Origin of the sequence: Flavobacterium sp. MMS24-S5 (assembly GCF_050320125.1) — a bacterium.
In the GTDB taxonomy this organism is placed as follows: domain Bacteria; phylum Bacteroidota; class Bacteroidia; order Flavobacteriales; family Flavobacteriaceae; genus Flavobacterium; species Flavobacterium tyrosinilyticum.
This window is the reverse complement of record NZ_CP190016.1, coordinates 4,085,329-4,111,465: the sequence shown is the minus strand read 5'-3', so window position 1 is coordinate 4,111,465 and position 26,137 is coordinate 4,085,329. Positions and strand designations below refer to the sequence as shown.

Annotated in this window: 29 protein-coding genes and 1 pseudogene; 28 read left to right on the top strand and 2 right to left on the bottom strand. The window is 32.5% G+C overall.

Going from position 1 to position 26,137, the window contains the following annotated elements; genetic code table 11:
* Positions 1-108: 108 nt before the first annotated feature.
* From ACPWTF_RS18930 to ACPWTF_RS18885, 10 genes are all read left to right on the top strand, one after another.
* Positions 109-306, top strand: coding sequence for a hypothetical protein (locus tag ACPWTF_RS18930; protein WP_427872510.1), 198 nt, complete (start codon positions 109-111; stop codon positions 304-306).
* A 102-nt stretch (positions 307-408) separates the two neighbouring features.
* On the top strand, positions 409-1,005 hold the full coding sequence (locus ACPWTF_RS18925; protein ID WP_427872509.1) for a hypothetical protein: 597 nt from the start codon (positions 409-411) through the stop codon (positions 1,003-1,005).
* 151 nt (positions 1,006-1,156) lie between these two features.
* Complete coding sequence (locus tag ACPWTF_RS18920; protein ID WP_427872508.1) at positions 1,157-3,562, top strand: hypothetical protein; 2,406 nt, start codon at positions 1,157-1,159, stop codon at positions 3,560-3,562.
* A gap of 157 nt (positions 3,563-3,719) precedes the next feature.
* The gene (locus ACPWTF_RS18915) at positions 3,720-4,538 is read left to right on the top strand and encodes a hypothetical protein (protein WP_427872507.1); all 819 of its coding nucleotides are present in this window, start codon (positions 3,720-3,722) and stop codon (positions 4,536-4,538) included.
* 321 nt (positions 4,539-4,859) lie between these two features.
* Positions 4,860-5,054, top strand: a complete 195-nt coding sequence (locus ACPWTF_RS18910; RefSeq protein ID WP_427872506.1) for a hypothetical protein — start codon at positions 4,860-4,862, stop codon at positions 5,052-5,054.
* 24 nt (positions 5,055-5,078) lie between these two features.
* Positions 5,079-5,549, top strand: a complete 471-nt coding sequence (locus ACPWTF_RS18905) for a hypothetical protein (RefSeq protein ID WP_427872505.1) — start codon at positions 5,079-5,081, stop codon at positions 5,547-5,549.
* A 19-nt stretch (positions 5,550-5,568) separates the two neighbouring features.
* On the top strand, positions 5,569-6,126 hold the full coding sequence (locus tag ACPWTF_RS18900; protein ID WP_201999912.1) for a DUF6046 domain-containing protein: 558 nt from the start codon (positions 5,569-5,571) through the stop codon (positions 6,124-6,126).
* Positions 6,119-7,417, top strand: coding sequence for a hypothetical protein (locus tag ACPWTF_RS18895; RefSeq protein ID WP_427872503.1), 1,299 nt, complete (start codon positions 6,119-6,121; stop codon positions 7,415-7,417). The genes ACPWTF_RS18900 and ACPWTF_RS18895 overlap by 8 nt, the downstream gene beginning before the upstream one ends.
* Positions 7,418-7,427: 10 nt before the next feature.
* On the top strand, positions 7,428-8,273 hold the full coding sequence (locus tag ACPWTF_RS18890; RefSeq protein ID WP_427872502.1) for a hypothetical protein: 846 nt from the start codon (positions 7,428-7,430) through the stop codon (positions 8,271-8,273).
* A 2-nt stretch (positions 8,274-8,275) separates the two neighbouring features.
* Complete coding sequence (locus ACPWTF_RS18885; protein WP_427872501.1) at positions 8,276-8,524, top strand: hypothetical protein; 249 nt, start codon at positions 8,276-8,278, stop codon at positions 8,522-8,524.
* Between the two features lie 83 nt (positions 8,525-8,607).
* Here the strand turns inward: ACPWTF_RS18885 and ACPWTF_RS18880 are convergent, their stop codons facing one another.
* Entirely contained in the window at positions 8,608-9,408 is an 801-nt protein-coding gene (locus ACPWTF_RS18880; RefSeq protein WP_427872500.1) for an XRE family transcriptional regulator, read from the bottom strand.
* Between the two features lie 282 nt (positions 9,409-9,690).
* On the opposite strand from ACPWTF_RS18880, the gene ACPWTF_RS18875 reads away from it, so the two are divergent.
* From ACPWTF_RS18875 to ACPWTF_RS18790, 18 genes are all read left to right on the top strand, one after another.
* Positions 9,691-10,266: a hypothetical protein gene (locus ACPWTF_RS18875; RefSeq protein ID WP_201999902.1), complete on the top strand. Its 576-nt coding sequence runs from the start codon at positions 9,691-9,693 to the stop codon at positions 10,264-10,266.
* A gap of 100 nt (positions 10,267-10,366) precedes the next feature.
* On the top strand, positions 10,367-10,546 hold the full coding sequence (locus tag ACPWTF_RS18870; protein ID WP_201999900.1) for a hypothetical protein: 180 nt from the start codon (positions 10,367-10,369) through the stop codon (positions 10,544-10,546).
* A gap of 303 nt (positions 10,547-10,849) precedes the next feature.
* Positions 10,850-12,007 carry a DUF2586 domain-containing protein gene (locus tag ACPWTF_RS18865; RefSeq protein WP_427872499.1) on the top strand — a complete coding sequence of 386 codons (1,158 nt, stop codon included), beginning with the start codon at positions 10,850-10,852 and terminating at the stop codon, positions 12,005-12,007.
* Positions 12,008-12,138: 131 nt separating this feature from the next.
* Positions 12,139-12,564: a hypothetical protein gene (locus tag ACPWTF_RS18860; protein WP_248729710.1), complete on the top strand. Its 426-nt coding sequence runs from the start codon at positions 12,139-12,141 to the stop codon at positions 12,562-12,564.
* Positions 12,565-12,815: 251 nt separating this feature from the next.
* Positions 12,816-13,160, top strand: coding sequence for a hypothetical protein (locus ACPWTF_RS18855; RefSeq protein ID WP_427872498.1), 345 nt, complete (start codon positions 12,816-12,818; stop codon positions 13,158-13,160).
* Between the two features lie 38 nt (positions 13,161-13,198).
* Entirely contained in the window at positions 13,199-13,927 is a 729-nt protein-coding gene (locus ACPWTF_RS18850) for a hypothetical protein (protein ID WP_427872497.1), read from the top strand.
* Positions 13,893-14,087 carry a hypothetical protein gene (locus ACPWTF_RS18845; RefSeq protein WP_427872496.1) on the top strand — a complete coding sequence of 65 codons (195 nt, stop codon included), beginning with the start codon at positions 13,893-13,895 and terminating at the stop codon, positions 14,085-14,087. Before ACPWTF_RS18850 ends, ACPWTF_RS18845 begins: the two co-directional genes overlap by 35 nt.
* An 874-nt stretch (positions 14,088-14,961) precedes the next feature.
* Positions 14,962-15,444 carry a M15 family metallopeptidase gene (locus ACPWTF_RS18840; RefSeq protein WP_201999889.1) on the top strand — a complete coding sequence of 161 codons (483 nt, stop codon included), beginning with the start codon at positions 14,962-14,964 and terminating at the stop codon, positions 15,442-15,444.
* Between the two features lie 4 nt (positions 15,445-15,448).
* Positions 15,449-15,910, top strand: coding sequence for a hypothetical protein (locus tag ACPWTF_RS18835; RefSeq protein WP_427872495.1), 462 nt, complete (start codon positions 15,449-15,451; stop codon positions 15,908-15,910).
* Positions 15,911-15,922: 12 nt separating this feature from the next.
* Entirely contained in the window at positions 15,923-16,255 is a 333-nt protein-coding gene (locus tag ACPWTF_RS18830) for a hypothetical protein (protein WP_427872494.1), read from the top strand.
* Positions 16,256-16,476: 221 nt separating this feature from the next.
* Positions 16,477-16,779, top strand: coding sequence for a hypothetical protein (locus ACPWTF_RS18825; protein ID WP_201999883.1), 303 nt, complete (start codon positions 16,477-16,479; stop codon positions 16,777-16,779).
* Entirely contained in the window at positions 16,766-17,068 is a 303-nt protein-coding gene (locus tag ACPWTF_RS18820) for a hypothetical protein (RefSeq protein ID WP_427872493.1), read from the top strand. Before ACPWTF_RS18825 ends, ACPWTF_RS18820 begins: the two co-directional genes overlap by 14 nt.
* A gap of 198 nt (positions 17,069-17,266) precedes the next feature.
* On the top strand, positions 17,267-17,410 hold the full coding sequence (locus tag ACPWTF_RS18815) for a hypothetical protein (protein ID WP_427872492.1): 144 nt from the start codon (positions 17,267-17,269) through the stop codon (positions 17,408-17,410).
* Complete coding sequence (locus ACPWTF_RS18810) at positions 17,385-18,320, top strand: hypothetical protein (RefSeq protein ID WP_427872491.1); 936 nt, start codon at positions 17,385-17,387, stop codon at positions 18,318-18,320. Before ACPWTF_RS18815 ends, ACPWTF_RS18810 begins: the two co-directional genes overlap by 26 nt.
* Before the next feature lie 15 nt (positions 18,321-18,335).
* The gene (locus ACPWTF_RS18805; RefSeq protein WP_427872490.1) at positions 18,336-18,998 is read left to right on the top strand and encodes a hypothetical protein; all 663 of its coding nucleotides are present in this window, start codon (positions 18,336-18,338) and stop codon (positions 18,996-18,998) included.
* Positions 18,999-19,033: 35 nt separating this feature from the next.
* The gene (locus ACPWTF_RS18800) at positions 19,034-21,523 is read left to right on the top strand and encodes a fibronectin type III domain-containing protein (protein WP_427872489.1); all 2,490 of its coding nucleotides are present in this window, start codon (positions 19,034-19,036) and stop codon (positions 21,521-21,523) included.
* A 355-nt stretch (positions 21,524-21,878) separates the two neighbouring features.
* On the top strand, positions 21,879-22,349 hold the full coding sequence (locus ACPWTF_RS18795) for a phage holin family protein (protein WP_427872488.1): 471 nt from the start codon (positions 21,879-21,881) through the stop codon (positions 22,347-22,349).
* Positions 22,350-22,435: 86 nt separating this feature from the next.
* Complete coding sequence (locus tag ACPWTF_RS18790) at positions 22,436-23,977, top strand: hypothetical protein (protein ID WP_427872487.1); 1,542 nt, start codon at positions 22,436-22,438, stop codon at positions 23,975-23,977.
* A gap of 134 nt (positions 23,978-24,111) precedes the next feature.
* Here ACPWTF_RS18790 and ACPWTF_RS18785 read toward each other — a convergent pair.
* Positions 24,112-26,122 (bottom strand): annotated as a pseudogene (locus tag ACPWTF_RS18785) (cytochrome c biogenesis protein CcdA).
* Between the last annotated feature and the right edge of the window lie 15 nt (positions 26,123-26,137).

Below are 26,137 nucleotides of genomic sequence, written 5' to 3'. Positions count from 1 at the left end.
CCTAAAATACCTGATAAGAACTTCCTTTTTATGACTCAAAATTTAATCTTCAATTATTAGAATAAAAACACATTCTTCAAGACCATAAACAAACTAAAACTTACACATATGAATCAGAAAACTATTGCCGTACTAGCGAGCATTTTAATTGTAATAACAGGAATTATTGATACAAAATTTGATCTTTTACAACAAGCAGGACTTTCATTGATCGCAATTAACAGAATTAAATTGATTGGTTTGTTTTTATCGGCCGTATTGCCAAGCATTACTCCTTTGTTTTCAAAGGATAAAAATAATTTCTAAAGGCAAAAAAAAAGAGACATCCATAATTTCAGATTCTTGCCCGAATTCAAAAAAGCAGAATTTAACCTACTTCATTACTAAATAATTTTTAAATCAAAAAATATGGCAATTCAACCTTTAAAAACAATTAAAAACTGGTTTAGAACTAGCTCAAAACCAACACAAACCCAATTTTGGGATACATGGGATTCTTTTAGACATAAAGATGATAAGATCCCTTTAGAAGATATTGAAAATATTGATCAAATAACGGGGCAAAAAATTATTCCATCTGGAGAGTTATTAATTTTTAAAGTTGCTCCTAATACAGCTGACGAATTAGAAATCGGTGATAGTGTAATTGGTTACTGCGAAGGAAATTTCCTTGCCGAAGCAACCTATTACGGCGGAGATACAAGTTTGATGAGCAGTTTTACTAAACCTAATAATCTAGTGGGAAAAATCATTTCATTTGATACTAATTCTATCACTTACGAACTTCATGACGAAATACTTTTAAGATCTTATACTTGTGGTGCTTACAATGGAATTGCCATTAAGTATAAAAGACCAGGAGAACTTGAGTTTTCTACTTCATGGCCAACAGGCTATTATCCTAAATTATATGTGTATTGGCTTGATTTACCTTCTGGTACAATTATGAAATTAACAGACACTCTTGGTGACTTTGAAGATTCGGAGGAATTTATAGTTTCATAAAGAAAAAATCGTAAAAAAACTTTAAGCATTTTAAAACTTTTAAATCACTTAATGAAGCACTCAGAATTATTGAAGATATAGATTTCTAATAATCCTGAGTGTTTTTTGAGGAAATATTATAAAGTACATTATTAATTAAAAAAGCAAAAAAATGAAAGAAAATATAGCACCAAAGCCTGACGAATCAAAAGGAACACAAATAATTAATAAGCCTTTACAACTAAATACTGTAAATGAAGGCGAACCAACCGACAATGTTTTGGTTTATGGTGCAGATAAGGAAGTGAAATCTGTTTCTAGAAGTGAGTTTGGAGGAGAACCTCAGGGGTTACAAGAGACATTGGAGACTGGAGAAACTGCACAATTCGATGGAGGAAATAGTAGAATAAAACTATTGAATGGAGATCCTGATTCAAGAACCATTGAATTAGTTACAGGTGACGGTAATACTAGATCATCTATGGTTTTAGGGAATACATATGCTAGTTTAAGCCATTCAGAACCTGCCCCAGGACGTGTTAACAGCAATATATCGCTAACAAATGAAGGCATCACTTTATTAAATAATGATAATGGAACTAATGGATGGTATAATATTCTTAAAGTTCCTTATAACACCTCAACTCAAACCACTTATAGTTTACCAATTGATAAGCCTAATGGTAATTATACGTTAGCGACGACAGACGACGTTACGGGAGGCAATCAAAATTTACAAAGTGTATTGGATAACGGCAATATTGGATACTCTAATATTGCTATGTTTAATTATTTTGCATCACCCACTTATATAAACCTGAACGGGACTGGTTTATTTGTTTCAGATACTAAATCAGGAGCGTCAAACGAGTTTGCAAATACCACTTACAATGCTGATTTTATCAGCAGATCAATCGGATCAGGAGCAGAAGGATGCTCTACAACACTGACCTTAAATGATAGCAGTTATACAGCAGGAAGAGCCTTACACTATAAATTCCCCGACAAGGAATCAGGTACTTATACATTAGCTACCACATCAGACCTTGAATCACTAGGTAGTGGATTTATTTCAGGAACTCCAAACCGTATCTCCAAATTTAACAACTCTGGAAGTGGAATTGTAGACAGTGGCATACTTGATACTCCAGATGAAGTTACAATTTTAAGACCTTCAACGAGAATTAGCAGTACAGTCGTTGATTATTCAGGGTTAAAACTACCTAATATTTCAGCTAGAACAATCGAAAGTAAACCAATAATGTTTGGAACAACTGGTTCATATCCATGGGATATGCTTGTTGATAATTTTGGCAATACTTATCTAACAGATAGAGTCGATAGCAATGTAAGGAAAACTACCATTGACGGTGTGACAACTATTATTGCTGATACAGGAGCATATCCATCTGGAATTGTTATGGACAGTAAAGGAAATCTTTTTACTGTAAATAGATCAGCAGCAACTATAACCAAAATAGATAAAAATGGTACAGTTACTACTACATGGGCAACACTACCCAACAGAACTTATGTTGGAATCGAGATTGATGAGTATGATAATATGTATGTCTTAGGTATTCTAACTTCATTAAGAGAAATTTATACCATAACTCCAGACGGTATTATTAAATTATTGGCATCCGAACCCCAACCTATAGCCCCTTCAGTATATGCTTTTACTAGGCACAAAGCTTCTGGCATGATGTATATACTTCATGATAATGGTATGATTAGAAAAATATCTCCAAATGGTACTATGTCGCAGCTAAGGTCAGGTTCTTTAAACGGTGCAATTTGTTTGGCAACTGACCAAAATACCGGATATATATACGCATATGGTTTTTATTCAGGAACCACCAATCTTTATAAAATTGCTCCTGATGGAACTACTACCATACTATCAGACACTGTTACAGGAGGCTGGGATCTTAAAGTAGATAATCAAAGTAATGTTTATACAATTGGCAGTAATGGTGTTACAAAAACTTCTCCTAATGGGGTTTCAACAGTACTAGGTGCTACTGCTGAAGGACCACAGTGTATTGCCGTTGGAGGCGATGGATCCGTTTATGTTGCCAGCAGAACAAATAAAGTTTACACAAGATTTAGCCGTCCAACTTATAGAAACTCTTTAATAGTTGACCAATCTGGCAATGTAATTGCCAATCCAGACTTTTATACTGATTCTAGAGGACTAGGCTATTTACCAAGTACTTTACTTTCAGATATTAAATCTGAAAGCACAGGAAAAGCTATTGCTACCAAAGAGTATTTAGAGTACAAAATAAATGCAATAAACGATAATGTCATCATTAATTCAAGTGATACGATAACTCTAAATACTAACGCTCTCACCATTTATTATACCTATACAGGAAATGCCCCAGTAACCTGGAATTTACCTCCTGTCTTTGGAAATAATAAAATAAGGTTTCAAATTATAAATGCTGGATCTGGCACAATAACAATACAAGGAACTATTTGGAATTCGGGTACAAATGAAACATCATCGACTGTAGTAAGCGGCAGTACAAAAGAATTCTATAATAATAGTTTGGCTTATGTAATTCTTTAAGAATTCTAGTTTTAACATTTCTATCTAAAAAGCATTCAAAAAACAACTTCTCTTTAATCCAATGCATCAAAGCCCTATCAAAGATCTTAAATCTTTCATAGACTTTGATGCGTTTTAAAGCCTATTACAATAATAATTAAATGGAAAAACAAAAAACATGGCAATACAAACATTAAAAACAATCAAAAACTGGTTTAGAACGGGTTTAAAACCAACGCAAACTCAGTTTTGGGATACTTGGGATTCTTTTCGGCATAAATATGACAAAATTCCTGCAGAAGATATTGAGGATATTGACCAACTAAAAAATAGCCAAAAGATCATTCCATCGGGAGAATTTCTAATTTTTAAAGTTGACCCCAATACAACAGATAAATTAGAAATTGGCGACAGTGTAATTGGCTATTGCGAAGGAAATTTCCTGGCAGAAGCAACTTATTATGGTGGAGATACGAATTTGATAAGCAGTTTCGAACCACTTACAGAAGCAATTATAGAAAATATAACCTTATCGGATATAAACAGTTATAATGGCACTAATCTATTTTATAACAATATTGAGAATCGAAATGGTATAATTGAAAATACAGTCCGATATCTTAATCCAGATTATAGTTACTTAGACCCAATCTTTCAAGGTGCATTACCTTCTCCATATAATTCAGTTACTCGCAGAGAAAGTGGTTTGAAATTAGCTGAATTTATGATAATGAATTCAAATACTGTAAATAGTATATTATCTGAAAATCCATCTTTACTATTTCAACTCACCATGAATGTTACTGCTGGAGAATCACCTGCTACATTAAGACCAAGGTTATATTTAGGAGGTAGTTTAACAAATCAATTTGATGCCTTCGAATCATCTTACAGATTAATAGAATATAGCAATGATGGCACTTATAGAGAAACTGATTTACAAAGCAACTGGTTTGGAGAATGGGAAACTTTAGTGAGGATAAAAACCAAATTTTAAAAATCTGCTTTACACTAAATAATTAATATAATTGAAAACCAGAATCAAAAGATAAAGAATCTTTAATTCTGGTTTTTTATATTCTAAAGCATAAAATACTCATAATTAAGCTTAATTTTTTCTTACTGAAACTACTGAAAACGAGCTCCTTATTTTTCGTTTTTCGCCTCCTTAAGTCTTATTTTTACATACTCTAATTCCGGCTATTAGTTTACTTAAACAGCATAAAAAACTTCTGCATTCAAAACATTTTAGAAAGCAGATACCTCAACTATACCCTTAACTCAACTATTCATATTAACAATTAAACAATCACTAATCATGGATTTTACACCAAAAGATTTAGGAGAAACACCTCCTGCACCAGACATGAGCAATTTTAAAAATCCTTTGGCTCAGACTTCTGAAGGAAACATTTTTATCGAACAGTTTACAATCGCTCCATTAAACATTTCTCCAAAAAACGAAAGCCTGGAAGAAGCCGTCAAAAAAGAATTCAGAGACAGCAATATTTAATTCTTAATCAAAAACATAAAAAAAATGCTTGACGAAATAACAATTCAAAACCTAAAAGAAAAACACGGCTCTTTGCTTAAAATCACTTCTGATGATCAATTGGTTACAGTTTACTGCAAAAAACCTTCTTTCAATACATTTCTAAATTATCAAAATATTTACAAAGACAATCCACATGAAGCGATTCTATTTTTATTTAAAGAATGTTTACTTGAGAAAGAAAATTATAATGACGAGTTCATGCTTTCTTCAGGAAACTCAATCGTCGAAATAATCAAAAAAGACAGTGAATTCATTATAGATGCAACACCACAAAAAGACGAATTCAAAAAATCGGCTGCACTTATTAGATACGCTTTTCACGTAAATCCTTACCAATTACCTATGGATGAGTTTTACAAACTTTTGGAAGAAGCTCTCTGGCTACAAAAGCATAATGAGAAAAGAATGGAAAACACACTTATGACAGCTTTCGCACAAACATTTTCAAATTAAAAACAAAAAATAAATTATTATGAAATTCAATTTTAATGTAAATGAAATTTTAGAAAATAAAGACATTGAATATAGTGGCCTAAACTATAACGAATCTGAATCAAAAGATTTTATTATAGATAAAACTGGGGGCGAATTTAATCTTAGAGTTTTTGCACCTTTAGTTTTTGAACCTCTTGTAAAAAATGATCTTAATTTACCGAGTTTACGAATAGATGCGGTTACGGTTAATATCAATCGTTCAAAAATTATCAAAAAAGAAGGAATCGAAGGAAGAGATTCAACAATCAAAGAACATATTACAAATGGCGATTTTAGCATTTCCATAGAAGGGTTAATTGCTAATGAAACTGGAGATGAATATCCAAAAGAAAAGCTTTTTTTATTGAAACAATTCTTAAATGCGCCTTATTCTTTAAGAGTTACCCATGCCATTCTGAATCGATTTGGAATTTATGAACTCGTTATCGATTCCTATTCAATACCTTCAATTTCTGGAACAAAAAACATCCAAAAGTTTACGGCCAGCGCCACATCAGATGAAACTGTAGAACTAATAATTAGAGACAATGCTTAAACTAAATGCTAGAATTAAAGTATACGAAACAGTAAGCCTTATACCTACTCCTAAATTTTATGAATTTACTTATGTAAAAAATGTAGAAATAAACAGTTCATATAAATCGTTGACCGATACAGCAACTATTGTGATGCCCAAAAAAGTATATACTGATACGAAAGGATTTGATCAAAGCTTATTTAAAAACGCAAATGGAGAAGAAAAAACAATCCATGATTTCTTTAAAATAGAAAATTACATCGAGATATTTTTAGGTTATGATGGAGATTACAAACCCGCTTTTAGAGGTTATATCACAGGAGTTCAATCTGATATAACTGCAACTATTTCTTGTGAAGATGCAATGTATGCCTTCAAAAAAGTAAAAGCGGTAAAAGATGATGACGTTCAAAATTCAAAAGATACTCTTAATGCCGTCGCTACAAATCCGACCACAAATGTTGACAGTTTTAATCCTAAAACATTTTTTGAGAAAAGAATGAAAGAATTAAAATTTCCTTTTAAAATAAATGCTCTTGACGAAGAATTAGGAAACATAATGATCAATCGAAGCCACAGTTTGGCACAAGTTTTTGAAATGCTAAAAGACAAAGGAATCTATACGTATTTTAAAACCGAAGAAGCTGGTCCGGTATTAACCATTACCAATAACCCGCAGCAGCATACTGTAAGTGAACTAGGCAGTTTTATAGATAGAAATTTCATTAAAAGTCCGCTCGCAGGAACATTGGTCAAAAAACTAATAACTCAAGGTTTAAGTCTTTTAGGTTCTCAGATTAATAAATTAAGCAAATCTGTTTCTGACCGTTTTTTAGGACAGGTTCATTTTAGATTTCGATATAACATTATAGAAGACAAACTAATTGTTGTAAAAGAGTCAACAAAGAACACACGCATTAGAATTGAAAAGTATTTTAAGAACTCTAATACTCCCGTTTATGTTGAATTAGGAGATCCGAATGGTCAATTAATCAAAACGCATGTTTTACATGATGATAGTGAAGATTTGCCAAATAATCCCGAAGCTTTCAAAAATGCAGTGACAAAAACTGCCTCAGAACTGTACCAATATGGCGCTTTAAGAGCCATGGAATGTAAGCCAAGCGGATTTGAAGGTTCTTTTCTCACTTTTGGAGAACCATTTGTAAGGCCAACCGACAAAGTAATACTTGAAAATGCAAAGGATAAGGAAAAAAATGGAACTTTTCAGGTAGAGAAAGTAGAACGAAGTTATGGCGAAAATGGATACAGACAGAGAATTTATATTGGAAGAAGAGTAGAAATTTAAAAAGAAAAAAATGGGGAATATAACAAACCTAATAAAAGATGTCGCCAGCAAAAATCGAATTATTGAAACCTTTGCAGCAAAAGTCATCGAAATCAATACCGAAAAAACTTCGCTCCATGATCCCGAAGATGCTTATACCGTAAATGTAATGCGCGCTGATGGGGCAATTATTAAAAATGTACGATTAAAAGCTTCAATTCAAGATTTGGAACAAGGAATTATTTCTGTTCCTAAAAAAGACAGTTGGGTTTTGACTACTATTATTGATGGAGTTGAAACTAGAGCATTTATTTCGCAATTATCTGAGGTTGAACGTACTTTTATCCGCTTTAAAAATGAACAAAATCGATATCTGGAAATTGATACTGATGTAGATAAATTTAAAATGCTATTTAAAGAAAAAAATAGTAATGATTCTTCTGCTGTTTCAACGCCTTCCTATAAAAATATTGCTCAACTAGAATTTAACAGCAACGAATCGGCCAATATAAGTGCTTCTTTTTATGATGAAAATGGAAAAGAAATTTCTAAAAGCAGTTTTAGCATCGATGAGCAAAAAATCAGCATTAACGAAGGAAATACTATTTTCAATTTTAAAGACAAAGAAGTAAAAGTAAGCATTAAAGATGGTTTTGAAGCCACGATTACAGACAAAAAAGTTTCAATAGTAAAAGACAAATTAACTTTTGAAATGGATGAGAAATTTAAAATTGATGCGAATGGAAACAATCTATTACTTGAATTAGAAAATTTCATAACAGAAGTATCAAAGATTGTCGTCGTGCAAGGCGTAGGTTCAAATGTTGCAAATCTACTTGCAATAAAATCTAGATTAAATAATTTATTAAAAAAATAAAAATGGGACTACAAATATCAGCATTGGAAGAAGCAATATTAGAAGCATTAGAAGAAAACTCAAAAATAAGTGTTGATGTCGATAACGGAGATGATAATGCTAATAAAACAAAAAATGCCAGAAAAACTACCGCAAAAAAATTAGCAACTGCCATTGATACATTTGTCAAAACAGGGCTTGTAACTACAACGGTAGCCACAACAGGTTCAGCATCGGCACAAACAGGAACTGGAACAGGATATATTTCTTAAATCCATGTAATCTAAAATTAAAATGCCCCTTGTAAAAAATTACAAGAGGCATTTTTTATTTCAAAACTTTTTAGAAAATGATATTAATTCAGTTTCTTTTTCAGCGTTTCCTCCAATTCAAAATATTTACTTTCTAGTGCATGCAGCTTTTCATAAATATTAATTGGATCGGGCATTTGTCTAGATGCGTACATACTTGCATACCAAACTTCCAGAATATCCTCGGCATAAATAGAATACATTGGATAATTTCCGTCTCGGTTATCGGATCTTAATATCAATTTTCCGCTTTCTCTAATTCTATTCAAAACCCTTTTTACTACTACTCCATCATTCTTACTCACAATTACATAAATTCTTCCGTCTAGGATATCATCAAAATTATCCACATATTTTCCAAAAAGATAATCTCCATCATGTATTGTGGTAGACATCGAATTTCCTTTAATTTCAAAACATCTGTAAGTGCCGTTTTTAAGCATCGGCATGCTAAAAGAAGGAAGACTTTCCATATATTCAGGATCCGCATATCCGTCTAAATATCCTGCTCGAGCCTTTACTCCCACAAAATTGATATTTTCGTCGCCCTCTTCATTTACTGTTATAATTTTCGGCACATGCAAACTAACCGCATTACTAGATTTGCTCGCAAAAATATCTTCGCTGTCTCCAAAAAAATATTCAGGGTTTACATGACAATGTGTAATAATACTTTGGAGCAGATCAAAACCTGGCTTGGTTCTTTTTCTTTCTCCATCGGCTTGTAATCTTCCAATCGTAATACTATCTATAGTTGTACTGGTAACTCCTATTAATTTTGCAAATGAGTTATTATTCAACTTCATTTCATCTATAATACGTTTTATTTTATCATGTATTTCCATGTTGCAAATCGTTTGTGGTTTTATGTAATATGTTTTACTTAAAGCAAAACTTCAAGTATATGTTGCAAAACTACACAATATATGGCTAATAATCACAATTTTATATGTAATTTTTAAAATACACTGATTATCAGTACTTAATAATTAACAAAAATATGAATTATCATACATATTAGTAGTCAAATGGTTAAATCATATTACTGAAATTACTGTATATTTATATGTAATATGTTTGCGAAAACAAAACATATGTTTTATATTTGCTTAAAAATAATCCAACATATGATTTTAAAAGAATTTTATACCGAAAAAAAGAGCGCTATTGAAACAGAGTTTTCTTCTAGTGCGCCAGCTGTTCATCTTTATAGTGATGCCATTTTTAAATCTTCAATAGAAGAACCAATCGTGATGTTTAAATACGATAATATTTCTTGGGAGACCTCTTCTGAGAAAAATTACAAAGCAGATGTTGCTTTTTGTTTATACATCGTGCTTCCTGTTGACACGATCTCTTCAACAAGTTATGCAAATGCATTCGATATTGCACAAAGAGTTGACAAAGCTGTATTGTCTAGAAGCAATAACAATACCCTTATAGATAGCAATTCGATCTTTAAGGTAAGAGAAAAGCAATATACCAATGAACATACTTACTGGAATATAAACGATTACTTCATCTGGGAAATCACTTATAAAACAACATTGGTTGAAAATACATTGAAAAAGAAATATATCCTTTTTAATAACGGATTAAGCAATGAAGATTTAGAAGAATTAGGATACGATTTAACCTCTGGAATAATTGAAATTAACCCAAATCAAGTTCAAGGAGATATCGATTTAAACTCTAATTCGTAATCTTCAAAATATGAGTATTCCCCAGATCTCATAAAAAATTAAAATATTACAAGCCAAAAACGAACCTAAGCAAAATTAACTCCTACTATAAATACCACATATGAAAAGAAGCAGAACACTACTAGACAAAAGAAGAGATTACGTTATTAATTATCTTAACAACAATCAGGCTAAACAAATGAAAGTTGTTGTTGCCGAACTTTCTGACACTTTGTTCTTAACAGAGCGCACTATTTATACCATTATAAACGAAGGATTGGCAACAGAAGCTAAAGCTTAACCTGCTGAAACTACTGGTTTTAGCAATCACAAAAATTGTAAAAAACGATATTAAACTTTAAATTTGTACTCGATATCAAAAGCAAATTTATCTCTTGGCCAAGAGTAAAGTTCAATAAAAAACCAGTTTTGCAAATCGTCCAAAAATAGTAATTCTCCCTTTTTGGATTCCTGATTACAAATATCATTTTAAAAAAAATAAACCATTGACTATAACAAGTTTAACTACTTGCTACAGCCCCCATTTTGCCTTTTTTCAAGCAAAAACCAAAAACAAATTTTAAACATTTAAACATTTTATATTATGAGTACATTAAACGATGTAGTAATTAACAAACTATCTGGCGGATTAGGAAGAAGAACTCCAGAACAAGACATGGTTTCAGGATTACTTTTTGATGGAGAAACTACGGGAGAATTTGAAGCGGACAAGGTTGAACGCCTAGCTTCATTGGAAGATGCTAAAGACTTTGGCATTACAGAAGATAATGATCTAAATGGTCAATCTGTTTATTATCAAGTTCAGCAATTTTTCAGATTAAATCCTTCTGGTGATTTGTATATCATGAAAACAGCTGCCAATTCTTATGAAGATATTGCAGGAAAAGCTTTTGATATGCAGCAAAAAGCAAATGGAAATATTCGCCAAATGGCAATTATCTACTCTGGAGCAACCACTTTTGAGGATACTCAGGATGCTGTTGCTGTAGCGCAAACTCAAGCAGAACTTGCTTTTGCAGATTACATGCCTTTTGAAGTAATTCTTGAAGGAAAAGGTTTTGATAGAAATGACGTGCCTTCTTTAGCTGGAAAATCAGCAAATGTATCTGTTGTGGTAGCTATGGATGTTAAAAAAGCTGAGAAATATCCAAATTCGGCAGCAGTTGGATTAGCATTAGGTGCCGTTTCAAAAGCAAAAGTATCAGAAAACATTGCCTGGATTGAAAAATTCAACCTAACTGGTGAAGGTTTTTCACAAGCTGGATTTGTTGGTGGAGAAGAAATTAAAACTCTTAGCCAACTAAGAGAACTGAATGACAATAGATTCATTTTTGCAAGAACACACACAGGTTTAGCAGGTATTTATTTTAACGACAGCTCTACTTGTACGGCAGATACATCAGACTTTGCTTATATCGAAAACAACCGTACAATCAACAAAGCAACTCGTTTATTGCGTACTGCCTTATTGCCAAAATTGACTTCTCCTGTTTTAGTTGACATTGATGGTAAATTACCGCAATCTGTATCAAAAAGTTTTGAAGGCTTATGCAGATCAGCTTTAGAAGGAATGGTGGCTAACCAGGAGGTTTCTGCTTTTGATGTTTATGTAGACCCAAAACAAAACATTTTAGCAACTTCTGAATTAAAAATTAAAGCAGAAATTACTCCAATTGGAACTGCTCGCAAAATTACGGTTGATTTAGGATTTAAAAATCCTTTTGGAATCGACAAAGCGTAATTTAAAATTCACAGACCATAAAAATTCACAAAATGTTATCATCCTAACTCTTTTCTTAGAAAAGCAAACAAAAACAGATGATAGCCCCTGAACGTTATCGGGATTATTAAAAAACAAACAAAAGCTACACTATGAATAAATTGCCATTAATTAACGGACAACAACACAGCTGGTCATCAATTGAAGTAAGTATTGCAGGTAATATCGTAACGGGTATTACAGCTGTAAATTACAGTGACTCGGTATCTAAAGAAAACCATTATGGAGCTGGAGACATGCCAGTACACAGAGGAAGAGGAAAATATGAGGCTAAAGCTTCTCTTACTTTATATAATTACGAAGTAGAAGCGATTTTGGCTGCTTTACCAAAAGGACAAAGATTGCAGGATATTAATCCTTTCAGCATCATTGTAAGTTATTTAGATGACAGCAATGAAGTTATCACACATACTGTAAGAAACTGCGAATTCAATTCAAACAGTAGAGGAATAAGTCAAGGAGATACTAAAATCGCTGTTTCTTTCGACTTGATCTGTTCACACATCGAGTGGAACTAATCCATTACATAAACCAACTTACCTAAACTATAAATTGTTTAAAAACCGACTCCGAAGAGAAAACCAATTTTATCATGCGTTACGCAAAAAAGAAGTTCTGAGCAACATGATTTTTGCAAGCAAACTATTTTAACCGCTCTTTAGGAGTCCGTTTTAAACAGCTTATTTACTTCAGAAGGCTGCTCTGAGCATTTTCGTCCTGAAATAAAGCTCGAGCAGCCTCTTTTTTAAAAACAAAAAAGATTTTCAACATGAAAACAGCAACACCAGAAACTACCGAAATTCTAGACGGAAATATCACCCAAGCACAATTAAACCAATGGAAATATAAACATAAAAAAGTAGTAAAGCTTACCATTAACGATGACGACGACACTACTCTTTTTGCTTATTTCAAGAAACCAGACATGAGCATTCGTGCTGCTGTTTTGCAAGCTTCTAAAATGGATGAATTCAAGGCTTTAGAAGTCTTGTTCAAAAACTGCTATTTGGGAGGCGATGGCAAAATCGAACAAGAAGATGATTTACGTCTTAATATCACAACCGCTTTCTCAGATCATATTCAGCCTAAACCAGTTAAGGTAGAAATCCTTTAAAAAAAATAAACACTTTTCTTTTAAAAACATCAAGCATCATGATTGTTAAAAACCATAATATAGAATTAAAAGACACCAGTGCTTCAGAAATGGCTCGGTTTAGACAAATTATGCTGAGCATTTGGCGTCAGCAGATTGAAGACGACAAAAATAGCGCAGAAATGCTTAAATATATTGAAAATTCTCAAACAAATCGGAAAGATTTGAGTCAACTAAATTTATATTCTAATGATTCTGACACAAAAGAATCAATTACACCTTTACATGTTCAAACTAATAATCTTTCTAAATTGTGGAGATACGACCGTGACACCGTTGCCTGGACAAACAGCGATATAATAAAATGGAAAAAATCGGGAAACAATGATTATTTATTTAAAAGAAAGGCAGAGTTTGTTAAGTATTATAGTGCAGTAATAAAACATGCTGCTAAAATGAATGGAATACCACCATTTTTACTAGCAGGTATTGCGTTTACAGAATTTGGAGGAAAACCTGATTGGCTAAAAAAGGGAGTTCGATCTCTTAGAGAGCTGGATTGGAGTGGACCAGATATCATAGATAGAAATCTAACAACAACAAATCATCCAGACAAAACATCTTTTGGAGACATGGCAATTCAATTAGGCAGAGCTGGCAAAGAGTTAGGTTACGAAAGCATAAATAAAACAGATAGAGACGCTATACAAGAGTCTTTATTAGAATCCTGTAATTGGAATCTATATTGCTGCTATGCACGTAAAAAGGCTAAAAAATGTAGATTTTAAAAATACTCCAGTAGATAAATTAACACAAGCAGATATAGAAATTATTGCCAGCCGCTATAATAGAGGATTAGAATTGTCAAAAGAAAATATTAAGAAAGATACTTCGTACGGAAGATCAATTTACAAACATCAAAAAGAAATTAATAATGCTTTGAACTAATAATACATTAACGAGATCAGAATTAATTATTCTAAACCACCATCTTTTTTCCTAAAATTCAAAAGTTTAAAACTATTAAAAAAATCTTATTCAATATTATTTTATATTTGACATAGTCTGTTTTACTTAACAACTTAAAAAATAACTTGCATTTTACTTTAATAACAATTATTAACCAATACTATGAAAATTTTAATACGAATATTATTTTTTGTTGGACTTTTTCTCTTTCTATTCAGCTATTTTATTGATCCCTATACTGTCCACGATGGAAACGACATCGTAATTGACGCAGATGTTGTCGGATTTCTAAAATTGCTTTATGCTATCACTAGCATTATTTTTGGATGGTTATCTTATTTATTTCTTAGAACTTTTAAAAATAAAGTCTATCTGATTTTCTCGCTAATTTTATTGATAATCAATTTAATATTTTTAAGTAAAATGTTTTTGTACTTTGACAATTTTCTAGAATGAAAACAAAAGTTGATTTTTAATTTGACAGCTGTTATTAGTGCATTAAAACACTCGTTTTTCTTTCATAGAAATGGGTGTTTTTTTTTGAATTTATAGCATTTTAAAACTACAAACCAAAATAAAAAGCTTTTATTTTCCTACTGAAACTACTGATTTACAAAGTTATATTATTTTTCAAAACCATCATTTGGACATATCTTTACACTGTTCTTAGAAGCATCTGTTTTAGCTAAAATAACAAGTTCAAAAAAGAACCTTTCACGATTTTATTTTGGAACTAATTTCAGTTTCCAAAATAATTTCAAAACACAAATTTATCTTATCTCATTATCAATTCCCTTGGTGTTTTTTAATAACCGAGAAAGTCTTCTGTTCTTTAATCATTAATACATACAATATGGATCAAACAACAAAAAAACACATTGATTTGCTTCATCCCTCAGTCAGAGAAGAAGTTACCAAAATTATCGAACAATGCGATATCGCTTTGAGCGGAAGAGCAAAAGTGCGTATTACGCAAGGTCTTAGAACGTTTCAAGAACAGGAAGATCTGTATGCTTTTGGCAGAACCAAACCAGGAAAAAAAGTAACCAATGCCAAAGGCGGACAATCTATTCATAATTATGGTTTTGCCGTAGATATCTGTTTGATTATAGACGGTAAAACGGCTTCATGGGACACAGCAAAAGATTGGGACAATGATCAAATTTCTGACTGGCAGGAATGTGTAGAAATCTTCAAGAAAAATGGCTGGAATTGGGGCGGAGATTGGAAAACCTTTAAAGATCTTCCTCATTTTGATAAAAAGGGATATAGCGACTGGAAAGTGCTAAGCAAACTCAAACGAGACAGAAAGAATTATGTAATCTTATACAAATAAACCAATGGAACATTTAAAATTAAAACTTGCGTTATTTCTAGCTCTTCTTTTTCTATTTACTTCATGTTCTTCAACAAAAACGGCTCTTTACGACCAATACTCTTACCAAAAAACGGCTGAAATAAAAGTTGAAGCTGAAAAATTAATGAGTGAAGCTACTAGTCCTTACGCACTTCATCAAAAAGAAGTTACAATGCTGTTGCTTGAAATAGAAAAATTGGTGGAATATGAAAAAAACAAGCCCAATAACGAAATCACTTTTGCAATGTGGAAGATGTTGACTAATAAAGAAAAAAATCTTTTAGCGGCATTCTTTAAACGTTGGGAAACCAAAGAAACACTATCTCCGGCTTTTCTTGAGGAATCAAAAAAACAAGTTTTAGATGCTTTTGATTTATTGATTCAATATGAAATTAAAAAGGACAAAGAATCCAAAGATGCTCTTTTAGACTTAATCAACCAATAACAGCTAAAAATCATGGATAACGACAAATTATTAAAAGAGTTAGAAAGCAAATTAAAAAACCTAATAACCGAAAATTACAAAGAGATTAAACCTCAATTGGAGAAAGATTTAAATACATTTTTAGAAAAATCTAAAACAAAATTAGAACGTTGGCTCTTTCTTTTTTCTTCTGGAGATTTGACCGAAGAAGAGTTAGAATGGCTCTTAAAAAGCCAATTGGATTTGGTGTCTTTACAAGGACTTCAAACTGCTGGAATATCAAAAATAAAATTGAACACGATTAAAAACAACATTATCAAAATCATTTTAAATGTGATTATGGGGCTGATTATTCCAACGAGATAAAACGAATTAATCCTTAAATAAAAACCATAATCAATCAATTGATTTAAAACAAGTTAACACTAATTTTAACTTACTGAAACTACTGATTCCTAAGCTTCAAAATCTTGTTTAAAGAGTAAGCATAGCGTATTTTTACAGTATCAAATAAAAGGAAATCTTTTGGGTATGGCGCGCAAATTCAAAAGAAAAAATCAATTTAAATAATAACAAAATAACAACATATGAAAGATTTTATCATGGATGACGACTTGTTAATTGTAACAGATGCTTCTGGAAATGGTGATTTTGCCATTAATGTAGCAGATCAACAAAACATCGAGCATTTACTGTTAAGTCAAAAAGGAAGTTATAAAGAGTTTCCGATACTTGGAGTAGGAATTGAAAAATACATTAACAGTCCAGATGCTACATCTAGACTAAGACTAGAAAACGAAATAGATAAACAATTATCGTATGACAACTTTTATGTAAAAACATTAGATGTCAACGATTTACAAAACATTAAAATCGATGGAAACTATTAGACCACAACAAAATCAGAACATTTTAGACATCTCTTTGCAAGAGTATGGAAGCATAGAAACGGTATTTGATCTTTTAGAAGACAATGATCAATTTAATCTTACTGAAGATATTTCGGTATATGAGGATTTAAAAGTTGGCAGAGAAGCTTTTAAAAAAGATATTGTAGAGTATTATACTTCTCGAAACTTAAAACCCGCAACCGAACTTACTGAAGAAGAACAATTTCTACTAGATAACTTCTCTGGAATTGACTACATGATTATTGAAGATGACTTTATCATTTACTAAAAACTATCTTCTCATTTATCGAAATTATTCACTTTTGAATAATTAACCTTACCTGAATTCTACAATTCTATCTGCTTTTTGTAAAGCTCTGAAAAATAAAACTACAGTCTCGTAGTAATACATAACAAAAACATAAAAAACTAACTATAAGCATATTACATATGTCTTACAGGCTAATCTATATCTAAAAATAAAAATATGGCACGTACAATTGCTGAAATACAGAAAGAAATTCTGGATGAAAAAGATAATTACGATTCCCTAAGCGGCTTAACAGATTCAAAAACTGCGATTTGGAAACTTTGGAACCAACATAATGGCTACTGCGATTTGGATTCATGAAAAAATAGTAGAAAAAAATGCTCTAGTCTCGAGACCGCATACTTTAAACTGGTACAGAGAACAAGCATTAAATTTTCATTACGGCACTCCTTTAAATTCAGATTCGAGCAACAGAATGTCTCTAACATGGCAAAACGGTTCCTATCAATTTGACACAACAGGCCTTACAGAATCGGAGATCGAAGAATCTAAAATTATAAAACATTGCGCTGTAAGCGAAATTGATCTTGAAACAGTTCTTAAACCTGAATCAAAAATTGAAGAAATATTCTCTGATTATTTTCATAATAAAGTTGGAGTTGTTTTTATTAAAGTTGCCACTGTAAAAGACAAAAAAATCTCTAGAATTGATGTTCCTAATGAACTTTTTGCATTTAAGGAATACATTGCTAAGATAAAAGATGCAGGAAATCAGGTTTATATCAGTTCTGATCAAGGTGACATCTTAAAATTAAGCCTGAATGTTTATGTTGATCCTTTGAGCATTTATATCAATCCGCAAGATATTGAATATTATCAATCAAAACTTTTAAACGGCTCAAACGAAAATTCCATTATGCCATTAGCCGCGTACAAGCTTGATCCAAAGAATGGTTCATTGATATCAAATAGCGATGCATTTCCTGTGTTAGATGCCATTACAGACCATTTAAAAAACATCGAATTTAATGGCGCTTTCGTTAAAACGTATTTAATTGATGCTGTTCAAAAAGCACAAGGAGTAAAAATTCCAATCTTAACAAAAGTTCAAACTGGTCCTGCAACAAATCCGAGTGATCAGCCAAATCCATCACTTCCAGATGTGACCAAAATTGAATATTTCATTCCAAGAGCAGGCTATTTTGATATGGACACTCTTGAGATTGAGGTAAACTATATTCCTTATACATTTTATCGAGATAAACAATAGTCTAATTTATATACAATGAATAAATACACCATTTTGAAATGGGAAAAGCTATTATTATGGCTCATTCCCCCTATCCTTAGAAAGCGTACACACGCACAATGGCTGCATGTTTTACTTGCTCCTATTCGTTCGATTTACGAAGAAACGCTTTATAAAATGCAGCATACAGGACAAATAATTTATTTAGAAAAGGTTTTGAATGATGCTTTCAATCCCTATACAAATTACGATCCTAACTTAAGCACAGAACAGAAGCGATTAAACGGGCTAATCTATATTGATGAATCTGTAAAACCTACTTTGCAATATGTATATCTCCATAAAGAATATTACGAACCTGATGTCAATTTGCCAGGCGGTGGTATAAAAAAAGGCGAATTATTGATTCCTCAACTGGAAGTATACACACATGATGAATACAAAAACGGATATAAAAAACCAGTTTATCTAGCTCAACGAAAAGATTACACAACAATCGCTTACGCCAACTTCAGAGTCTTTATCCCCGAAAGTTTAATACTAAATGGAGATATCATTATTCAGTCCAACGGAAATAGTCCTCAATCGTCATCGGCAGCAATCAAAATTGCAAACATTGAATATCATAACCTCTTAAACTTCTATAAACTAGCTGGTAAAAGTTATGAAAGCTACGCTTATACATCAAGTTTAAATTAATAGCACCAAAACAATATACACTTAAATTAATAAAAATGAAACAAATAAATTTTAGTAATCCTGGTGGATTTCCGCTTGAGCAGGAAACTTTAGAAAGACTTCAAGCAGCTTATAGATCAGAGCTGTATGATGCTTTAAAAAGGCATTTAAGCATTAACCCTGGTCAGAATTGCATAATTGCTCATGCAACAGACCAAGCAAAAGGTTGGGTAGTTATTCACCAGCAAGATCCTGCAAAATCAGAAAATACGGTCGGAATTTTATATCCTATTGCAATTGGCACTCAAATGAGTTACTTAAAAAGTATCTGTACCGAAACAAATTTAGTCTATGGAACTGGAGAATCTCAAACAGCTTATTATGATTATGAGGCAGAATATAGTTCCTACAAATATGATGATACTATTATTGTTTCTGAAAATGGAGAAGTGCAAACCATCAGATATTATGATTTAGGAAATTTTGAAACGATTACTGATATTAAAACAATTGATGAAATTTTAAAATCTATTCAATCTAATATTGATGCAATTGAAGGAGATGTAAATAACATTAAATCAGACATCAATCTTATCAATCAATCTTATCTTCCAATCAATGGTTCAAAAGCGATGGAAGGAGATTTGAATTTGGGCCTTTATCACTTATCAAAATTAGACACCAAACAAAACTCGCAAGCAAATGTGAGAGCAAGGGATTTCAGGTTTGGTTCAAGTGATGGAAGAGGAAGATTTTATTCTGGAGATTATTTAGGAAGAGCTTTAGTAGATGATAATACATCGGCTTCCACTACTCTGAATTTAAATTATGAGTCAGACTGGCAAAATACTTCTATTGGCGGAAAACTATATTTAGATAATTTAAAAGCAATCACAGAAAATTACAAGGCTCCTGATAGTACTGAGAATTCCTTATTAGTACTAGATACAGCTAATCAAGTTATTAAAAGTAATAACTTATTAAGTTCATTGCTTGATAGAATCACTAAACTTGAAGATCAAAAATCTACCGCAGTGCCAATCGGAATGGTGGCAATTTGGGGAAAACCAGCGCCATTTCCTGAAGGCTGGGAAGAATATGTGCCTCTTTCAGGAAAAATGCCTGTTGGTTTATTTAATCCATCTCCAGAAATACGAACTGTTCAAATTGGTCAAAAAAATTATTATCAAAATTTAACTTTTTACTATAACGAAAATGGTGATTTAATATGGCCTTTTGAAACACTAGGAGATGAAGGTGGCCATGTCGCAAAAAATCTGAATGTTGATGAAATGCCTAAACATAGCCACGGATTAGGCCTTGGAACAGGTGGAGCTAATGCTGATGGTGGTAGTGACTTTGTAAAAAATAGTACCACAGGAACTACATTTACTACAAAAGAAGCTGGTATAGGAAAAGCTTTTCCTCTTATGAGTCCATATAGAGTCGTTCAGTTTATTGAATACACAGGGCGTCCAAGTGATAAAACACCGCCAACACCACCAACTCTAAGTGTGTCCACTATAGGTTCTACAGAGGTAACTTTAAACTGGACAGCATCAAGTGATGAATATGGCGTTACTGATTATATCGTATACGGAAATGCTATTTCGCCAATTTCAGTAGGTAATGTCTTTACTCGAACTATTTATGGATTAAATCCTGGGACACAATATACCTTTTATGTCGTAGCAAAAGATGATGCAGGAAATACATCAGCGCAAAGCAATACAGTAAGCATCACTACATCAGTAATAGTTGCACCAACTATACCTCAAAACGTAACATGTTATTTACAGGACAGAAATGAAATAATGGTTCAGTGGGATAGCTCTACTAATAATGGTGGATCTACTATTTATTATGAAATATGGAGGAGAGTAAATAATGGAACTTTTAACAAACTCCCTACTTCAGTTACTAATAATTATTATAGTGACACTGGTTTATTATACAATACCACATATACTTATTATATAATCGCCAAAGACGCTGCTAACAATCGATCAGATATGTCTGATTACGCTTCAGAAACAACAGAAACTACTTCTTGTTTCGATGTTGAATCTTTAGTAACAATGGCATCAGGCCAATCTAAAAAATTGAAAAATGTTATAGTTGGAGACAAACTGCAAGGATTGACTTTTCCTAACGAAATTGATGAATCTGAGGGAGATTATATGTTGTGGAATGGATTATTAAGTGAAGCTTCTAGAGCAGAAGTAACAGTAGTTAACAAAATAACAAGCATCCAACCAGATTATTATGAAATTAAGACAGAAGATGCTACGATAAAGGCTACTGGCCAACATCCTTTACTAGTTACTGAAGATGGTGAAAACCTGAAATGGGTATGTATAAAAGATATCGTGCAAAGCATGTTATTAATAGATAAAACCGGAAAAACAAAAGTTATCGAATCAATCATTTTCAAAGAAGAACCTTTAGAAGTAGCGCTTTTAGATGTAGAAACTGTAGATAATTATGTTATTTCAGGAATTGTCGCTCATAACAATAAACCATTAGATCCGCCAACAAATCCATAATCTTAATAACAAAAATGGAAATCATTTGGGGTTTTGAACCCCAAATGATTATTCTACAAAATATTATACAAAATCGGACCCTACTTTTACTTGCATCGATTTGTTCTTTAGGATTTTCACTTCTTTGTTTTATATATCCCGGTTTAAGATAAATCAGACTTTTAAATATCTGAGAAAATTTAGCTTAACAAATGATAGTTTAATAATGCCTTGCTCTACAAATCAATTTGGCATCGTTAGAAAAACCACAATCAACAACTTATGAAAAAACGAGAAAAACAATGCATTATCAATGAAAGCATTGATTTTGATCCTACTTAAAATTCTTTAATAAAAGACCAAAAAACAAAAAACTATGATGCCTAAAATCTCAGAATATTCAAATGAACTAAAATTATTCCTTTATGGAATTTTTATGTACTTAGAAATGGATGTAGAAATTGTTAAAATACTTTTTTACTTAATGGTGATGGATACTTTTCTGGGCATAATCAAAACCATAGTATTAAACAATCCCTTTAGCTTTAAAAAATTAGCTTTAGGATTTGTATCCAAATTAGCCGTTTTACTAATCCCAACCGCTTTAGCATTAATGAGCAAAGGGCTTAACTATAACTTTAAATGGTTTGTCACCATTGTCATGGATTTACTAATTGTTAGTGATGGAATTTCAATCATCAGCAATATAATTGCGATAAAAACCAAAAAAGAAGTTGAAAATTTCGATGCCATGACACTAATTCTTAAATCCATAAGAAGCAGATTAATCCAGTTATTTAAAAAATTCCTCATTACTATAGATCCTAAATACCATATGGAAAAATAACTCCTGCAAACCCCACTGCAAAAACATTATTCTTAATTGCCAAATGCCAATCAACTTAAATTATATCAATTTAAAAAACAATCAAAATGACAAAAAACAATAGTAATAAAACTCTCGAAAAAGAGTCTAAACAAGTCGCAAAACCTAAAAATCAAATAATTAATAAACCGCTAAAGTTAGAAACCGTAAATGAAGGCAGTAATGAAGACGATGTACTTGTACGAGGCACTGATAAAACTGTGAAATTTGTGCCAAGAAGTGAGTTTGGAGGAGAAGAAAAATCTCAGAATTTACAACAGACTTTGGATAATGGTCCTATATGGAAAAATCCAGAAGAATCTAGGTTAATTTCCATTTTTTCTGAATTAGCTCCTGATGATATAAACTTTATTTATACTAGTCCAGAGAAAGTCGCTACTTTTGCTTTAGGTGCTTCTACAGGTATAGCTTTAGCTTCTGGAGGATTAGATGCAATAAGCACCATAACTTTTCAAAATAATAAATTAGAACTAGCGGAAAGAGGGAGGATTGATGGAACAGATGATACCTGGTCTAAGCTAGTATTTGACAGGCCAATAGCTCCCTTTTCAGGAGATGCTGCTACATTTCACATACCTGCAAAGGAAACTGGGGATCATATTTTGGCAACTTTAGATGATATTTCTGCATCAGTTTCCGCAACAACTGCAGGTATTGTTAATAATACTGCTCTACAGGAATTAGGAGGTGCTGATAAATTAATTAACGGAATTAGGATTGGTAAAGGGAATAATAATAAATCAGCCAATACAGCTCTAGGTTTATCCGCTTTAGATGCTAATGCTGAAGGAAATTACAATACCGCTTTGGGTTGGAGTTCTTTAAAGGCTAATACTACAGGGGCTAGTAATACAGCTGTAGGTGTAGCTACTTTATTTTCCAATACCGAAGGCAATTATAATACTGCTTTAGGAAGATTTGCATTATACTATAACACTACAGGACAAAGTAATACAGCTATTGGCTACTCCGCTTTAACGTACAACATATCTGGAATTTACAATACAGCAGTAGGAAGTTCAGCCTTATACAAAAATACAGGATCTCTTAATACTGCTTTAGGTTATAGAGCTGGGGGAGAAATAACTACGGGAAGTAATAATATATTACTAGGGTTTCAGGCAGGTAGAGCTCTAACAACAGGAATTAAAAACTTATTAATTGAAAATACCGTAAATGATGGAGTAAAAACAGGAAGTAGAAATACTATTTTAAATCCTTCCCAAAATGTTACTGGAATTATAGATGGAAATAACAATACTATTATTGGAGGAGTTGTTACAGCTGATGTTACCGATCATATAATTTTGGGAACAGGATACGGAATAATTGGATTCATTAGTGACAATACAGGTTTAACACGAGTACCTAGACAAACTAATGCTTTAATAACAGGCGATACGACAGGAAAAGCTATAATCACAAAAGAATATTTAGCTACGAGCTTGCCTTCAATGACAACGGCAAAAGAAGCTCCAACTTCTGCTACAGCTACTGGTATAAAAGGAGAAATTAGAATTGATGAAAATTATATTTATACCTGTACAGCCACAAATACTTGGAAAAGAAGTGCATTAACAACATGGTAGATTAAGCAATCATTTTAAAGCAAAAATCAAAGCCAGCATCAGATGACAAAAAAATCTTCTTATGCTGGCTTTATTATTAGAAAATAAACTGGAAAAACTTTTGATAACAATTCTTTCTAGATGTTTGTAAAAAACTACTTCCTAAACTTCCCAACCCCATTCCGCAGCCAGCCATAATACTCCTCAATATTCGGATTATAAGCTGACGGCTCTGTCAAATTCGTGCTGTTATGATCTACAATGACATAAAACGGCTGTGCATTTGCTTTGTAGGTTTTAATCTGTAAATCGCTCCATTTATTACCGATTGTTTTAATCTTTTTTCCTGTTGTTTCAGAAACATATTGTTCGTTTTCTGGAAGTTCTTTTTTATCGTCTACATAAAGCGAAATCAAGACCACATCATTGTTCAGAACTCCAAGAACTTTAGGATCTGACCAAACCAGTTCTTCCATTTTTCGGCAGTTTACGCAGGCATATCCTGTAAAATCTAGTAAAACCGGTTTTCCGACTTTTTTAGCATATTCCATTCCTTTATCATAATCATGAAAAGTGATGATATTTTGCGGTCCATGCTCTGCTCCTTCTGGCAACGAACCTGTAATTTTTAACTCGGAATTGCCCGAAACTCCAAGTCCGTTTGGAGATTCGCTGTATTGCATTGGAGGCGGGAATCCGCTAATTAATTTCAAAGGCGCGCCCCAAAGTCCTGGAATTAGGTAAATCGTGAAACTTAAAACGATTAACCCAAAACCTAATCGTCCAACAGATATATGGTTCAAAGGAGAATCATGCGGCAACGTAATTTTTCCAAACAAATAAAAAGCCAGCATCCCGAAAACGGCAATCCAAATCGCTAAGAAAACTTCTCTTTCTAGCCAATGCAATTGCAGAACCAAATCGGCATTTGATAAAAATTTAAAAGCCAAAGCCAATTCCAGAAATCCTAAAACCACTTTTACGGTATTCAGCCATCCGCCCGATTTTGGCAATGCATTTAACCAGCCTGGAAAAGCAGCAAATAATGAAAACGGCAATGCAATTGCAATCGAAAATCCTAACATTCCAACAATTGGCGCGATTCCGCCTTTTGAAGCCGCTTCAACCAATAAAGTTCCTACGATTCAGTCCCGTGCAAGAAAATGAAACAATGGCCAAAGCCAAAGCCATAAAGAAAATCCCTATCATCCCTCCTCTATCGGCTTGCGAATCTACTTTGTTGGCTAATGAGCTTGGTAATACAATTTCGAAAGCACCCAAAAATGAACAGGCAAAAACGACCAATAAAATAAAAAATATTAAATTGAACCAAACGTTTGTCGAAAGTGCATTTAGCGAATCGGCACCAAAAACTGCTGTTACAATTGAACCTAATAAAACATAAATAATTACGATTGAGATTCCGTAAATCATGGCGTTTCTAATTCCCGCTGCCTTGCTTTTACTCTGTTTTGTAAAAAAACTTACCGTCATCGGAATCATTGGGAAAACGCAAGGTGTCAACAATGCAGCAAATCCCGATAAAAAAGCTAAAATAAAAATAGTCAGCAATCCTCTCGATTCCATTTTCTTTGGTGAACTCGTAATTTCTTGTTTTGATTTTTTTTCATCCTGCTGAGAAACCGTTTTTTCTTCTTCAATTACAGAATCTTTTTTTACGATTGAAGTTTCTTCGGCAGAAGCCAATTTCTTTTCACTCGGAATTTTAAAAGTTAATTCTTCTGTAGACGGCGGCAAACAGTTACTGTCGTCGCAAACCATAAAATCGACTTCGGCAGCAATATTCGAAATATCTTCTGAAATGAATTTAATTTTTTGAGTGAAAAGCGCTTTATCTTCAAAATATTTAATTTTCATATCGAAAATCTTATCGACTGTTTCATGTCCTTTATCCTCAGTTGTTTTTCCGATTAATTCGAATTTTTTCGGCTGATTTTTAAAAGTAAATGCTGTTGGCGAAGGTTCACCTTCTTCAATATATTGTCCGTATAAATGCCAGCCCGATTGTATTTTCGCCTGTGCTTTTAAAAGGAATTCTTTATCTGAAATTTTTTCTACAGTTGTCGTCCATTTTACCGGATTGTACATTTGTCCAGACATGGAAACTGAGAGCAATAACAGGAATGTAATTATGGTATTTCTCATTGTTTTTTGATTAGA

Coding starts and splice junctions, on each gene's coding strand:
- ACPWTF_RS18930 (WP_427872510.1), top strand. CDS start 109: ATGAATCAGAAAACTATTGCCGTACTAGCGAGCATTTTAATTGTAATA.
- ACPWTF_RS18925 (WP_427872509.1), top strand. CDS start 409: ATGGCAATTCAACCTTTAAAAACAATTAAAAACTGGTTTAGAACTAGC.
- ACPWTF_RS18920 (WP_427872508.1), top strand. CDS start 1,157: ATGAAAGAAAATATAGCACCAAAGCCTGACGAATCAAAAGGAACACAA.
- ACPWTF_RS18915 (WP_427872507.1), top strand. CDS start 3,720: ATGGCAATACAAACATTAAAAACAATCAAAAACTGGTTTAGAACGGGT.
- ACPWTF_RS18910 (WP_427872506.1), top strand. CDS start 4,860: ATGGATTTTACACCAAAAGATTTAGGAGAAACACCTCCTGCACCAGAC.
- ACPWTF_RS18905 (WP_427872505.1), top strand. CDS start 5,079: ATGCTTGACGAAATAACAATTCAAAACCTAAAAGAAAAACACGGCTCT.
- ACPWTF_RS18900 (WP_201999912.1), top strand. CDS start 5,569: ATGAAATTCAATTTTAATGTAAATGAAATTTTAGAAAATAAAGACATT.
- ACPWTF_RS18895 (WP_427872503.1), top strand. CDS start 6,119: ATGCTTAAACTAAATGCTAGAATTAAAGTATACGAAACAGTAAGCCTT.
- ACPWTF_RS18890 (WP_427872502.1), top strand. CDS start 7,428: ATGGGGAATATAACAAACCTAATAAAAGATGTCGCCAGCAAAAATCGA.
- ACPWTF_RS18885 (WP_427872501.1), top strand. CDS start 8,276: ATGGGACTACAAATATCAGCATTGGAAGAAGCAATATTAGAAGCATTA.
- ACPWTF_RS18880 (WP_427872500.1), bottom strand. CDS start 9,408: ATGGAAATACATGATAAAATAAAACGTATTATAGATGAAATGAAGTTG.
- ACPWTF_RS18875 (WP_201999902.1), top strand. CDS start 9,691: ATGATTTTAAAAGAATTTTATACCGAAAAAAAGAGCGCTATTGAAACA.
- ACPWTF_RS18870 (WP_201999900.1), top strand. CDS start 10,367: ATGAAAAGAAGCAGAACACTACTAGACAAAAGAAGAGATTACGTTATT.
- ACPWTF_RS18865 (WP_427872499.1), top strand. CDS start 10,850: ATGAGTACATTAAACGATGTAGTAATTAACAAACTATCTGGCGGATTA.
- ACPWTF_RS18860 (WP_248729710.1), top strand. CDS start 12,139: ATGAATAAATTGCCATTAATTAACGGACAACAACACAGCTGGTCATCA.
- ACPWTF_RS18855 (WP_427872498.1), top strand. CDS start 12,816: ATGAAAACAGCAACACCAGAAACTACCGAAATTCTAGACGGAAATATC.
- ACPWTF_RS18850 (WP_427872497.1), top strand. CDS start 13,199: ATGATTGTTAAAAACCATAATATAGAATTAAAAGACACCAGTGCTTCA.
- ACPWTF_RS18845 (WP_427872496.1), top strand. CDS start 13,893: ATGCACGTAAAAAGGCTAAAAAATGTAGATTTTAAAAATACTCCAGTA.
- ACPWTF_RS18840 (WP_201999889.1), top strand. CDS start 14,962: ATGGATCAAACAACAAAAAAACACATTGATTTGCTTCATCCCTCAGTC.
- ACPWTF_RS18835 (WP_427872495.1), top strand. CDS start 15,449: ATGGAACATTTAAAATTAAAACTTGCGTTATTTCTAGCTCTTCTTTTT.
- ACPWTF_RS18830 (WP_427872494.1), top strand. CDS start 15,923: ATGGATAACGACAAATTATTAAAAGAGTTAGAAAGCAAATTAAAAAAC.
- ACPWTF_RS18825 (WP_201999883.1), top strand. CDS start 16,477: ATGAAAGATTTTATCATGGATGACGACTTGTTAATTGTAACAGATGCT.
- ACPWTF_RS18820 (WP_427872493.1), top strand. CDS start 16,766: ATGGAAACTATTAGACCACAACAAAATCAGAACATTTTAGACATCTCT.
- ACPWTF_RS18815 (WP_427872492.1), top strand. CDS start 17,267: ATGGCACGTACAATTGCTGAAATACAGAAAGAAATTCTGGATGAAAAA.
- ACPWTF_RS18810 (WP_427872491.1), top strand. CDS start 17,385: ATGGCTACTGCGATTTGGATTCATGAAAAAATAGTAGAAAAAAATGCT.
- ACPWTF_RS18805 (WP_427872490.1), top strand. CDS start 18,336: ATGAATAAATACACCATTTTGAAATGGGAAAAGCTATTATTATGGCTC.
- ACPWTF_RS18800 (WP_427872489.1), top strand. CDS start 19,034: ATGAAACAAATAAATTTTAGTAATCCTGGTGGATTTCCGCTTGAGCAG.
- ACPWTF_RS18795 (WP_427872488.1), top strand. CDS start 21,879: ATGATGCCTAAAATCTCAGAATATTCAAATGAACTAAAATTATTCCTT.
- ACPWTF_RS18790 (WP_427872487.1), top strand. CDS start 22,436: ATGACAAAAAACAATAGTAATAAAACTCTCGAAAAAGAGTCTAAACAA.